The organism is Micromonospora sp. WMMD730, from assembly GCF_049178955.1.
Taxonomy (GTDB): Bacteria; Actinomycetota; Actinomycetes; order Mycobacteriales; family Micromonosporaceae; genus Micromonospora; species Micromonospora wenchangensis.
Window position 1 is genome coordinate 6,018,677 of the sequence record NZ_JBMHML010000002.1, and the last position, 12,655, is coordinate 6,031,331.

11 protein-coding genes are annotated in these 12,655 nt (G+C 72.4%); 5 read left to right on the forward strand and 6 right to left on the reverse strand.

Annotation, left to right across the window (positions count from 1 at the left end):
- The first annotated feature begins 4 nt into the window (after positions 1–4).
- Complete coding sequence (locus tag ACN265_RS25560; protein WP_420119087.1) at positions 5–1,231, forward strand: MFS transporter; 1,227 nt, start codon at positions 5–7, stop codon at positions 1,229–1,231.
- A gap of 396 nt (positions 1,232–1,627) precedes the next feature.
- On the opposite strand, the gene ctaD is transcribed toward ACN265_RS25560, so the two are convergent.
- Both ctaD and ACN265_RS25570 read right to left on the reverse strand, forming a co-directional pair.
- Positions 1,628–3,385 carry a cytochrome c oxidase subunit I gene (ctaD, locus tag ACN265_RS25565; RefSeq protein ID WP_204927220.1) on the reverse strand — a complete coding sequence of 586 codons (1,758 nt, stop codon included), beginning with the start codon at positions 3,383–3,385 and terminating at the stop codon, positions 1,628–1,630.
- Between the two features lie 137 nt (positions 3,386–3,522).
- Complete coding sequence (locus ACN265_RS25570; RefSeq protein WP_204927221.1) at positions 3,523–4,629, reverse strand: FAD-dependent monooxygenase; 1,107 nt, start codon at positions 4,627–4,629, stop codon at positions 3,523–3,525.
- Between the two features lie 197 nt (positions 4,630–4,826).
- Here ACN265_RS25570 and ACN265_RS25575 point away from each other — a divergent pair, with 197 nt between their 5' ends.
- The gene (locus ACN265_RS25575) at positions 4,827–5,606 is read left to right on the forward strand and encodes an IclR family transcriptional regulator (RefSeq protein ID WP_421410068.1); all 780 of its coding nucleotides are present in this window, start codon (positions 4,827–4,829) and stop codon (positions 5,604–5,606) included.
- A 155-nt stretch (positions 5,607–5,761) separates the two neighbouring features.
- Complete coding sequence (locus tag ACN265_RS25580) at positions 5,762–6,889, forward strand: GH12 family glycosyl hydrolase domain-containing protein (RefSeq protein WP_421410070.1); 1,128 nt, start codon at positions 5,762–5,764, stop codon at positions 6,887–6,889.
- Positions 6,890–6,959: 70 nt separating this feature from the next.
- On the opposite strand, the gene ACN265_RS25585 is transcribed toward ACN265_RS25580, so the two are convergent.
- Entirely contained in the window at positions 6,960–7,742 is a 783-nt protein-coding gene (locus ACN265_RS25585) for an aldo/keto reductase (RefSeq protein WP_204927224.1), read from the reverse strand.
- A gap of 115 nt (positions 7,743–7,857) precedes the next feature.
- On the opposite strand from ACN265_RS25585, the gene ACN265_RS25590 reads away from it, so the two are divergent.
- Positions 7,858–9,045, forward strand: a complete 1,188-nt coding sequence (locus tag ACN265_RS25590; RefSeq protein ID WP_363652856.1) for a threonine synthase — start codon at positions 7,858–7,860, stop codon at positions 9,043–9,045.
- A 69-nt stretch (positions 9,046–9,114) separates the two neighbouring features.
- Here ACN265_RS25590 and ACN265_RS25595 read toward each other — a convergent pair whose 3' ends face one another.
- Positions 9,115–9,507, reverse strand: a complete 393-nt coding sequence (locus ACN265_RS25595) for a cupin domain-containing protein (protein WP_204927226.1) — start codon at positions 9,505–9,507, stop codon at positions 9,115–9,117.
- Positions 9,508–9,757: 250 nt separating this feature from the next.
- Positions 9,758–10,165 (reverse strand): hypothetical protein, encoded by a 408-nt coding sequence (locus ACN265_RS25600; protein ID WP_420117749.1) that lies wholly within the window; start codon positions 10,163–10,165, stop codon positions 9,758–9,760.
- A 293-nt stretch (positions 10,166–10,458) separates the two neighbouring features.
- Here ACN265_RS25600 and ACN265_RS25605 point away from each other — a divergent pair, with 293 nt between their 5' ends.
- Positions 10,459–11,148, forward strand: coding sequence for a response regulator transcription factor (locus ACN265_RS25605; protein WP_204927228.1), 690 nt, complete (start codon positions 10,459–10,461; stop codon positions 11,146–11,148).
- A 97-nt stretch (positions 11,149–11,245) separates the two neighbouring features.
- Here ACN265_RS25605 and ACN265_RS25610 read toward each other — a convergent pair whose 3' ends face one another.
- Positions 11,246–12,589 (reverse strand): cellulose binding domain-containing protein, encoded by a 1,344-nt coding sequence (locus tag ACN265_RS25610; protein WP_421410074.1) that lies wholly within the window; start codon positions 12,587–12,589, stop codon positions 11,246–11,248.
- Positions 12,590–12,655 lie beyond the last annotated feature (66 nt).

Genomic DNA, 12,655 nt, shown 5'->3' on the forward strand with positions numbered 1-12,655 from the left:
CATCATGACGTTGACGCCTTACCGGCAGGCCCTGGCCCAGCCCGGCCTGCGGGCCCTGCTGCTGGTGGCGGTGCTGGCCCGCATCCCGCTCACCGCGACGGGGGTGACGCTCACCTTCTACGTGGTGCTGGAGCTGGGCCGGGGTTACGGTGCCGCCGGCCTGGTCGGTGCCGCGTCGGTCGCCGGCACCGCCATCGGTTCGCCCCTGCTGGGCCGGTTGGTCGACAGGCGTGGTCTGCGTCCGGTGGTCGCGGTGACCACCGTGGTCGAGGCGGCCTTCTGGGCGAGCGCCCCGACGTTGAGCCTGCCGCTGCTGCTGCCCGCCGCGTTCGTGGCCGGGCTGTTCGCGCTGCCGGTCTTCTCGGTGGTCCGGCAGTCGATCGCCGCGCTGGTGCCGGTCCAGCGCCGCCGCCCCGCGTACGCGCTGGACTCGATGTCGATGGAGCTGTCCTTCATGATCGGGCCGGCGCTGGCCGTGGCGCTGGCCACCGCCGTCTCGCCCCGGGTCACGCTCTGGGCGGTGGGCGCGGGCATCGTCGGCGCGGGCATCGTGCTCTGGCTGCTCGATCCGCCCATCCGTAGCGTGGACGAGCCGGTCGGTCCGCAGCCCCGGGTGCCCCGGCGGCAGTGGCTGACCAGCCGCCTGCTCGCGGTGTTCGCGGTGAGCACCGCCGCGACCCTGGTGCTCGGCGGCACCGACGTGGCGGTGGTGGCGGTGCTGCGGGCCGGCGGCGAGGTCGGCTGGACGGGCGCGGTGCTCACCGCCTGGGCGATCGCCTCGCTGGTCGGCGGCTTCGCGTACGGGGCCGTCCGCCGCTCCTTCTCCCCGCTGGCCCTGGCCGCCCTGCTCAGCCTCTGCACCATCCCGGTCGGGTTGGGCGGCGGCCACTGGTGGCTGCTCTGCCTGACCCTGCTGCCGGCCGGCGCGCTCTGCGCCCCCACCATCGCCGCCACCGCCGACGCGGTCAGCCGGCTCGCCCCGGCCGGGGTCCGCGGTGAGGCGATGGGCCTGCACGGCTCCGCCACCACGGTCGGCATCGCGCTCGGCGCTCCGCTGGCCGGCGCGGTGATCGACGCCTCGGTGCCGCTCTGGGGCTTCGTGGTCACCGGGGCGGTGGGGCTGCTGGTGACCCTGGTGGTCCTGCCGACGGAGCTGCGTCACCGCCGCCCGCCCGTCGCCCCGGCATCCACCCTGTCCACGCCGGCACCAGAACCGGCACCGGCCGCCTGAGCCCGCTGGCCGCGCTCGTGGCCGTGTGCGGGCCGGCGGCGTAACCGGGTAGCCGGCGGCGGCGCACTGCCGGTCGCGTCCGACCCTGCCGGACCCGTGGCCCGGAGCCGTCCTCAACCGCGATGCCTGCGCCGCCGGGACACGTACCTCTGCGCGTGAGCGGTATGCCTGAGCGTCATAAATATGCCTCTCAGGCATACCGCCCATCGAGAGTGGGTCACCCTGAGGCTTCGCACCTGGGGAGGCGCACCCAAGGCGTGATCGCCGCCAGCCCCTCCACCTCAGTCATCCCGAGGACGAGCCGAGGGGCACCGCGTGAAGCGAAAGGCAGCGCGCGAAGCGAAGGGCACCGCGCCCCGGTGGGGTGCGGTGCCCTTCGGTGGTTCGTGCCGGGCGTCAGCGCCGGTCGAGGTTCCCGGCGGTGTCCTCCTGGTAGCTGGCGCCGCCGTTGACCTCGCTGGTCAGTGGCTTGGCACCACCCTCCGGCGGGCCGGCGAGGCTCTGCCCGGCGGCCAGCTCGGGGAACTTCGCGTCGAACGCCGGCCGCTCGGAGCGGATCCGGGGCATCCGGTCGAAGTTCCGCAGCGGCGGCGGAGAGCTGGTCGCCCACTCCAGCGAGTTGCCGTGGCCCCACGGGTCGTCCACCTCGACGACCGGCCCGGTCTTGTACGACTTCCAGCAGTTCCAGATGAACGGCAGGGTCGAGATACCGGTGATGAACGCGCCGATCGTGGAGATCATGTTGAGCGTGGTGAAGCCGTCGCCGGGCAGGTAGTCGGCGTACCGGCGGGGCATGCCCTCGGCGCCGAGCCAGTGCTGCACCAGGAAGGTGGTGTGGAAGCCGATCATCGTGAGCCAGAAGTGAATCTTGCCCAGGCGCTCGTCGAGCATCCGGCCGAACATCTTCGGGAACCAGAAGTAGATGCCGCCGAAGACGGCGAACACGATGGTGCCGAAGAGCACGTAGTGGAAGTGCGCCACGACGAAGTAGTTGTCGTGCAGGTGGAAGTCGAGCGGCGGGCTGGCCAGCAGCACCCCGGTCAGACCACCGAAGAGGAAGGTCACCAGGAAGCCGATGGCGAACAGCATCGGCGTCTCGAAGGTGATCTGGCCCCGCCACATGGTGCCGATCCAGTTGAAGAACTTCATGCCGGTCGGCACGGCGATCAGGTAGCTGAGGAAGCTGAAGAACGGCAGCAGCACCTGGCCGGTGGCGAACATGTGGTGCGCCCAGACGCTCATCGACAGGGCGGCGATGGCGATGGTGGCGGCGACGAGGCCCTTGTAGCCGAAGATCGGCTTGCGGGAGAAGACCGGGATGATCTCGGTAATGATGCCGAAGAACGGCAGCGCGATGATGTACACCTCGGGGTGGCCGAAGAACCAGAAGAGGTGCTGCCACAGCATCGGGCCACCGGTGGCCGGGTCGTAGACGTGCGCGCCGAGCAGCCGGTCCGCGGCCAGCGCGAAGAGCGCGGCGGCCAGCAGCGGGAAGACCAGGATCGCCAGCAGGCTGGTGACCAGCATGTTCCACGTGAAGATCGGCATCCGGAACATGGTCATGCCGGGGGCGCGCAGGGTCAGGATCGTGGTGATCAGGTTGACCGCGCCGAGGATGGTGCCCAGACCGGAGATGGCCAGGCCGACGACCCACATGTTCGCGCCGACGCCGGGCGAGTGCTCGATGCTGCTCAGCGGGGTGTAGGCGGTCCAGCCGAAGTCGGCCGCGCCACCCGGGCTGAGGAAGCCGGCGGTCGCCATCGTGCCGCCGAACAGGTACAGCCAGTAGGCGAAGGCGTTCAGCCGGGGGAACGAGACGTCGGGGGCACCGATCTGCAGCGGCACGACGTAGTTCGCGAACGCGAACACGATCGGCGTCGCGAAGAACAGCAGCATGATCGTGCCGTGCATGGTGAACAGCTGGTTGTACTGCTCCGGCGACAGGAACTGCATGCCCGGCCGCGCCAGCTCGGCTCGCATGATCAGGGCCATCAGGCCACCGATCATGAAGAACACGAACGCGGTGACCATGTACATGATCCCGATCTGCTTCGCGTCCGTGGTGCGCAGCAGCCGCGCGATGGCCGACCCCTTGACCGGCTCTCGGACCGGCCATGGCCGGGTCACGACCGGCTTGGGTGCGACGGTGGTCACGAATGGCCTCCGGTTCTCGGTTGTCCCGCTCGGCACGCCTCGTCAACTGCGGGCCGTCATCCGAAAGGATGTTAGTCCCCGGCAGGTGGCAGCACCGCTCGGGGTGCTCTGGCACCATGTCCGGTCACCCGACGCGCCTACAGCGGGTCGACCAGGAGCCGGTAGTGCTCGCCGAAGATCCGCCCGCCCCGCCCGCGCAGCAACGGGTCGCGCAGCGCCGGCGGCACGTCCCGGGTGCGGTTGCGGTCGCGGGTCCGGTCCCGCACCCATCGGGTACGCGGACGACGGCGGCTCTCGTACGCGACCAGGGCCGCCTCGACGCTGCCGGCGGCGCGCAGCGACTCGGCGAGGACCACCGCGTCCTCCAGCGCCATCGCGATCCCCTGGGACAGGGTGGGCGCGGTGGCGTGCGCGGCGTCGCCGACCAGCAGCACCCGGCCCCGGTGCCAGCGGCCCAGCTCGACCTCGTCGGTGAGCCCGACCTGCACGTCGCGCCAGGCGGCCAGCACCGCCGGGACCGGCCCGCCGTAGCCGCCGAAGAGTTCGTGCAGCCGGGCGACCGGGTCGGCCGGGGCGACGGTGCCGGCCTCGTCGGCGTAGCAGTAGAGCCGCCCGGCGCCGAGCGGCACCACGAGGAAGCCGGCCCGCCGGCCGAGCAGCGCCGTCCAGTCGGGCACGTCCGGGCCGTCGCGCACCACGCCCCGGTAGACCACCTGACCGGCGGGGCGGGGCGGGCCGCCGAGCGCGGCCAGGGAGCGGACCGCCGAGCGGGGGCCGTCGGCGCCGATCACCAGGTCGTACTCGCCGCCGGTGCCGTCGGTGAAGGTGACCGCGACCCCGGCGGGCAGCAGCTCGACGGTGCTCACCTCGGCGCCGTGCCGCACGGCGCCCCCGGCACCGCTGAGCAGCACCTGGTAGAGGTCGCGGCGGGGCAGCGCCCGGCACTCCCCCACCTCGGCCCAGAGCGTGTCGAGGTCCACCTCGCAGAGCGGGTCGCCGGCGGCGTCGAGGAACCGTTGGCGGTGGATCACCTGCCCGAGCGGGCGGACCGGGCCGTCGAGGTCGAGCCGGCGCAGCGCGCGGGCGGCGTTGCCGGGCAGGTAGAGGCCGGTGTCGGCCAGTTCGTTCGGGGGGAGTTTCTCGGTGACGTCCGGCCGGAACCCGGCCAACCGCAGGGCCCGGGCGACGGCCAGACCGGCGATGCCCGCGCCGACGACGAGGATGCGCAGGGGGGAGCCACGCATGGTGGTGTACGCCTCCGGAGGGGATCGGTACGCGGTGAAGGCAAGACACTACTCCGCGCGATCGGCGCACACCAGAGCCGATGATCCCCCTGTCCGGCACGCTCCGAACCGGACAGAAAGTTGTCCAGCCCACTGAACGGGGTTCGATCGAAGAATACCCATCGGCCGGATGTCGTTCGTCTCACTACAGTGACGGCGTGACAACGGAAGAGTCATACCGCTCGGTAAAGTCGGCGGGTCGGGCACTGGACGTGCTGGAGGCGCTCGCCACCCCGGACGGCCCCCGCTCACCGGTGGAGCTGAGCCGGGCGCTGGGCATTCCCAAGAGCAGCCTGCACGCCATCCTGCGGACCCTGCTGGACCGTGAGTGGGTGGCCGCCGATCCGACCGGCACCCGGTTCTCGGTGGGGTTGCGGGCGCTGGAGGTCGGCGCGACGTTCCTGGCCGGCGCGGACATCGCCGCCCTGCACGAGGTGACCCTGGACCGGCTGGCCGAGTTCTCCGGCGAGACGGTGCAGCTCTACCGGCTCGACCGGGGCGCGGTGGTGCTGCTGGCCCGGCGGGACTCGGCGCACGTCGTCCGGCCGGTCTGCGCGGTGGGTCGGCGGCTGCCCGCGCACGCCACCGCGGCCGGCAAGGCGCTGCTCGCCGCGCGGTCCGACGAGGAGGTGGACCGGCTGTTGCAGTGGCCGCTGCCGGCGGTGACCGGGCGGACGGTCACCACGCCGGAGGCGCTGCGCGCCGAGTTGGCCGCGGTGCGGCGGCGGGGCTGGGCCGAGGAGTGGGAGGAGTGCGGTCCGGGGCTGGCGGCGGTGGCGGTGGCCGTACCGCTGCGGGAGCCGGCGGTGGACGCGATCTCGGTGGCCGCGCCGGTGGACCGGCTGGGTCCGGAGGTACGGACGCGGCTGGCGGCGGTGTTGCGGGAGGCGGCGGCGCAGGTTCGGACGGCGCGCACGCTGCTCTCGCCCAACCTGTAGAACGCGGTTCACGTACGGGGACGAGATCGGCCGCCCACTTAACCGGTTCAGTTGCATAGCAGTTTCAAGTATGTAAATGTGTTCGGGACCGTGGGAGCGCTCCCGGTCATGTCCGACACACCTCCGGCGCCCCCGCGCCGCAGCCAAGGAGCATCATGAAGCGTCCATTGCGGGCCCTCGCCGCCGCCGGCCTCCTGGCCGTCGGCACGATCGTGGCCGTCGCCGTCGGCGGCACCGCCTCCGCCGACACCCAGATCTGTGAGCAGTACGGCTCCACCGTCATCGGCGGCCGGTACGTGGTCCAGAACAACCGCTGGGGCACCACCGCCCAGCAGTGCATCAACGTCACCGGCAGCGGCTTCAGCATCACCAGCCAGCAGGGTTCCGCGCCGACCAACGGGGCCCCGGTGTCGTACCCGTCGATCTTCGTCGGCTGCCACTACACCAACTGCTCGCCGGGCACCAACCTGCCGGCCCAGGTGAAGTCGATCAGCAGCGCGCCGGGCAGCATCTCCTTCAACTACGTCGGCGGGGCGATCTACGACGCCGCCTACGACATCTGGCTCGACCCGTCGCCCAAGCGGGACGGCGTCAACGCCATGGAGATCATGATCTGGTTCAACCGGCAGGGCAGCATCCAGCCGATCGGCTCGCCGGTGGGCAACACGAACATCGCGGGCCGCAGCTGGGAGGTGTGGCGCGGCAACAACGGCGGCAACAACGTCATCTCGTACGTCGCCCCGTCGGCGATCCAGAGCATGAGCTTCAACGTGCTGGACTTCATCGCCGACACCCGCAACCGGGGAGCGATCACCAACGACTGGTACCTGACCAGCATCCAGGCTGGTTTCGAGCCCTGGCAGGGCGGTGCCGGGCTGGCCGTCACCAACTTCTCCCAGACCGTCAACACCGGCGGCAACCCGCCGCCCACCACCGCCCCGCCGACCACGCCCCCGCCCAGCGGCGGCGGCTGCGCGGTGAAGTACACCTCCAACTCGTGGAACAACGGCTTCACCGCCGACGTGACCATCACCAACCGAGGCTCCAGCGCCATCAACGGCTGGACGCTGACCTACAACCTGCCCAGCGGGCAGCAGGTCACCAGCTCGTGGAACGCCACCGTCAGCCAGAGCGGGTCGACGGTGACCGCACGCAACGCCGCGCACAACGGCAGCATCTCCCCCGGTGGCACCGCCACCTTCGGCTACCAGGGCTCGCTGAACGGGACGTACTCGGCGCCGACCAGCTTCTCGCTCAACGGCACCGCCTGCGCCCGCGCCTGAACCCCACACCACCCACCACCACGCGGGGGGCGTGACCCACAGGGTCACGCCCCCCGCACCCCGTCCGGGCTCAGCCACCCAGGGCGTCGATGTCGCGCATCTCCTCGGCGGTCAGCGAGAAGTTCCAGATGTCGACGTTGGCGCGGATGCGTTCCGGGGTCACCGACTTGGGGATCACCACGATCTCGTGGTCGACGTGCCAGCGCAGCACCACCTGCGCCGGGGAGACGTCGTGCGCGGCGGCGATCCGGGTCAGCACCGGATCGGCCAGGTCGCTGGCCTTGAACGGGCTGTAGCCCTCCAGCACGATCCCCCGGTCCCGGTGCTCGGCGTGCCGCTGCCGGTCGTACAGCGACGGGCTCCACCGGATCTGGTTGACCGCCGGGTTCTCCTCGGTCGCCTGGATCAACTCGTCGAGCTGGGCGGTGGCGTAGTTGCTCACCCCCACCGCCCGGGTGAGGTCCGCGTCCCGGGCGGCCAGCAGCTCGCGCCAGACCGGGATGCTGTCCGCGGGCGACGACGGCGGCCAGTGGATCAACCAGAGGTCGACGTGGTCGGTGCCCAGCGCCCGCAGGCTCGCCTCGATCGTCTCCCGTTCCCGGCCGACCCGGTCCGGCGGCAGCTTGGTGGTGATGAAGACGTCCTCGCGGCGCAGCCCGCTCTCCCGCACCGCCCGGCCCACCTCCTCCTCGTTGCCGTACATGGTGGCGGTGTCGATGTGCCGGTAGCCGGCGTCCAACGCGGCCAGCACGGCGTCGTAGCCGGCCCGGCCGGTCGCCTGCCAGGTGCCGAACCCGAGCAGCGGCATCCGGACGTCACCGGGGAGCAGGACGGTGGGTTGGTCGAGATCCATGTCGACGGTTCTACCCATGATCGGCGCGAGCATGCCGGGCGAGCGGCGAACCCGGGCCGATTGCCGGAGAATGCCGGTGTGCCGAGCACCGACCGGGCCGACGGCGAGGAGCATCGTGTACCTGACCCACCTGGAGTGTCCCCGCTGCGGCCGGGAGCACGACGCCCACCGGCTCACCAACCTGTGTGACTGCGGGTCACCGCTGCTGGCCCGCTACGACCTGGCGGCGGTGGCCGCCGCCGTGACGCCCGAGCGGTTCGGGCTGCGCCCGGCCGACCTGTGGCGCTACCGGGAACTGCTGCCGGTGGCCGACGAGCGGCACGTCACCACGTTGGGTGAGGGCTGGACGCCGCTGTGGCGCGCGCCGGCGTACGGCCACGAGATCGGCGTGGCCGACCTGATCGTCAAGGACGAGGGGCTCACCCCGACCGGGTCGTTCAAGGCCCGGGGTGCCGCCGTCGGCGTGAGCCGGGCCCGCGAGCTGGGCGTACGACGGTTCGCCATGCCCACCAACGGCAACGCCGGAGCGGCCTGGGCGACGTACGCGGCGCGGGCCGGGATGGCGGCGACCATCGTGATGCCGCTGGACGCCCCGACCATCTGCCGCCGCGAGTGCGTGGCCGCCGGTGCCGACCTGCTCCTGGTGGACGGGTTGATCAGCGACGCCGGACGACGGGTGGCCGAGCTGGTGGCCGACGCGGACGGGGCGGTCTTCGACGCCGGGACGCTGCGCGAGCCCTACCGGCTGGAGGGCAAGAAGACGATGGGGTACGAGATCGTCGAGCAGCTCGGCTGGCAGGTGCCCGACGTGATCATCTATCCCACCGGTGGCGGGGTGGGCCTGATCGGCATCCACAAGGCCCTGCACGAGCTGCGGGAACTCGGCTGGGTGAGCGACCGGCTGCCCCGGCTGGTGGCGGTGCAGTCGACCGGCTGTGCGCCGATCGTCCGGGCGTTCGCCGCCGGTGAGGAGCGGGCCCGCCCCTGGGCCGACGCGCACACCGTGGCGTTCGGGATCACCGTGCCGGCCCCGCTCGGCGACGAGCTGATCCTGACCGCGCTGCGGGAGAGCGGCGGGACGGCGGTCGCCGTCGACGACGCGGAGATCCTCACCGACCTGCGGGAGTTCGCCGCCCGGGAGGGGCTGCTGCTCTGCCCGGAGGGGGCGGCCTGCCTGACCGCCGCCCGACACCTGCGGGCCGGGGGCTGGATCCGCCCCGACGAGCGGGTGGTGGTGCTGAACACGGGGTCGGGGCTGAAGTACCCGGAGACGGTGGACGTCTCCGCCGTACCCGTGGACTGACCGCCGCCAGGCCGGCGTCCCGGTGCGCTGGACGCCGGCCGGCGGCGGCTGCGGGTCAGCAGCCGGGGGTCAGGACGTCGGCGGTTCGTCCTCGCCGGCGGCCTCCGCCGCGTCGGCCTCCTCCTTGGTGTGGTGCACCACCTGGTCGGCGTGCTCCGGCGGGCCGTAGACCGTGTAGAGCACCAGTGGGTTGGGCCCGGTGTTGACGAAGTTGTGCTTCGTCCCGGCCGGTACCACCACCAGGTCACCCTGGGCGACCTCCCGGGTCTCCCCGCCGACCCGGGCCTCCCCGGTGCCGCTGACGAAGGTCAGGATCTGGTCGATCCCGTCGTGGACCTCCGCACCGATCTCCCCGCCCGGCGGAATGGTCATGATCACCAACTGGGTCTTCTCGCCGGTCCACAGCACCCGGCGGAAGTCCGGGCTCTTCTCGGCGACCGTCGCGATCGTGAAATGCTCCATGTTCCGCTCATACCCGCAACGGCAACGGATCACGCCGGGTCGTGCAGATGAGGCAATTCCCGGCCCCGGGCAGGTTTGCCTGCCGTCAGATCGGGCAACGAGCACCCCAGACCGGAGCGGGGGACCGCACCGGTCGCACCAGGTCCCCGCTGGCGTACCGCCGGAATGGCTGCGGTGGTGGGAGACGGTCGGAGCGCGGCGACGGACGGCCGGTGTGCCGTACGGCGCCGTGCGCCCGTATCCGCCGACCTCAGGCCAGGACCGCCAGGTGGAACGGACGGTCCGAGACACTGCCGTCGGTGGCGAACGTCCTGACGAACACCCCGTTCGGGATTCCCGTCCGACCGACCACGCTGATCCCACCGGGCGGCGCGAGCCCGGCGCTGCCCGCCAACCCGATCGTGCCCACGTAGCCGGCGGTGCTCACGTCCTGGTCGAAGACGACCTGGTACATGCCGGGGGCGAGCCGGGTGGCCGACGCCGCGCCGAGCCCCCGGGCCAGGGTGCCGTTGGCGTGCACCACGGCGTAGAGCATCCGGGCCGAGGCGGGCAACCCCACCCGCCGGTCGCCGGCCAGTTGGGCATCGGCCAGGTCCAGGTCGGTGCGGCAGGGGACGGGCTGGCTGACCGGACGACGCCGGGAACCGGTGCTGGACATCGTGGTGCTCCTGCCTGCCGGCCACCTGCTCGGGCCGGGAGCGATGAGGGATGGTGATCCGCGCCGACCGAGCGGATCCGTACTTCGAAAATATGTCGGTTACACCTTTTGCGACCACACGCCCGACTGTCCGTTACCTGACACCCAACCACCTTGAGCTGCGGAAACGTGCCCGACACGGGTCGTCGCCCACCGACGGCGGTGGCGGCACCGGCCCGACCGGCCGCTCCCGGACCCCACCGCCCCCGCCCGGACGACGGCCGGGGCCGACGCCCCGGGGCTAGCCTGCTGGGGTGGCCCGCCTGCTGCTCGTCGAGGACGACCTGACCATCCGCGCCCCGCTGGTCCGGGCGCTGCGCGACCGGGGGCACGCGGTGGCCGCCGCGTCGACCGCGATGGAAGGGCTGCGGCACACCCTCGACGACCGCCCCGACCTCGTCGTGCTCGACCTCGGCCTGCCCGACCTCGACGGCGGCGAGCTGCTGCGGATGCTGCGCGCGGTCAGCGCCGTGCCGGTGATCGTGGCCACCGCCCGGGACGACGAACGGGAGATCGTCCGGCTGCTCGACGCCGGGGCGGACGACTACCTGGTCAAGCCGTTCACCGCCGCCCAGCTCGACGCCCGGGTCCGGGCGGTGCTGCGCCGGGGCGGGGCCGAGCGGCCCGACGGCGAGCCGGTGCTGGTGGTCGGCGGGCTACGCATCGATCCGCGCGCCCGCCAGGTCACCCTGGACGACACACCGGTGGAGCTGACCCCGCGCGAGTTCGACCTGCTGCACCACCTCGCCGCCCGCCCCGGCACGGTGGTGACCAAACGGGAACTGCTCACCGAGGTCTGGCAGATCCCCTACGGCGGCGCGGACAAGACCGTCGACGTGCACCTGTCCTGGCTGCGCCGCAAGCTCGGGGAGAGCGCCCAGCAACCCCGCTACCTGCACACCGTACGCGGGGTCGGGGTGCGGCTCACCGCGCCCGGGACGTAGCGCGCGGGTGGCCGCGCCCGGACGCAGCGCCCGGGTTGCGGTGCCCCGGGGCCGGTTGACCGGCCCGCCGCCACGGGCGGACCGGCCAACCGGTGGTTCACCGCACGGCGCAGGTGGCCACCGTCGGGGGCTGGTTGTCGCCGGTGACGACCATCCCCCAACTGGTGGTCGCGCCGGGGATCAGGCTCCCGTTGTAGGCGGCGTTGGTCGCGGTGACCTGCCGGCCGGACTGGCTGACCGTGGCGCTCCACGACGAGGCGACCTGCTGGGTTCCGGCGAAGGTCAACGCGGTGCTCCAGCCGGTGATGGCGCTGACGCCGAGGTTGCGCACGGTGACCTCCGCCTGGAAGCCGCCCGACCACGAGCCGGTCACCCGGTAGGCGGCCGAGCAACCGGTCACCGGGGCCGGGGTGCCGGTGGGGGTCGCGGTGGGGGTGACCGGCGGCGTCACGGTGGGGGTGGCCGTGGGGGTGCCGGTCGGGGTCGGGGTCGGCCCGTCGGAGGTGGTGTAGTCGACCCGGGTGTACGCCGCCGAGCACGTCCCGCCGCAGGAGGCGGGCAGGGCGAACCGGTAGACGCGACCGTTGTTGATCAACGCGCCGGCCGCGTCGCGGACCCGGATCTGGAAGTCGGTGCCCCCGGCGGCGGTCGCCCCGATCACGTACGACTGTCCCATGTCGCTGTTCATCGTGGCGGCCGTCCACACCCCACCGGCCAGGTACTCCACCCCGTGGATGCCGTTGGCCAGGTGCGAGACGGCGATCGCCGGCCAGTACCGCTGGGCGCCCTTCATGAAGCCGATCCGGATGTCGCCCGTGTAGTCCGGGGCGGGCACGAACGACCAGGAGACGTGCCGGTTGTTCCAGTGGGTGGGGTTCATGTCCCCCACCGGCGTGCCGTTGCGCACGAAGCGGTTGAGCGAGGCGGTGGAGAGGTCCAGGTGGTAGGGGTCGTCCCGGCACCAGGCGTTACCATCGCCGCAGCTGTCCGCCACCACCATGGTCAGGGTCGCCCCGCTGTACGCGTCGGCGGTCCACGAGCCGTTGCGGCAGAACGGCTGGCCGGGCGCGCCGTCGTTGACGCCGGTGCAGTAGTCGCCGACGGTAACCCGGACGAACCGGCCACAGTTGAGGCCGTTGTTCCACAGCCCGATCTTCGCCGCCTGGCTGGCCGGGATCGGCCGCACCGGGTACGACGAGTAGTCGCCGGGCAGGTCGTAGGCGTTGAGCGCGACGAAGTCCGGCGCGTCCAGCTCCGCCTGGGGCAGGCCGCAGCCGCCGTACGGTGCGCCGAGGGCGTCGAAGTGGGTGGCGTTGCCGGTGACCGGGGTGGTCGGCTCGGGTACCGCGAGCGCCCCGGCGGGCAGCGGGACGACCAGCAGCAGTACGGCGGCGGCGGTCAGCGCCGCGAGCAGGCCGGCACGGTGACGCGAGAAAGTCATGAGGGGGTACGCCTTCCGGGCAGCATGAAGCGGGGACATGGGTCTTCGGATGCCCTTCCACGCCCG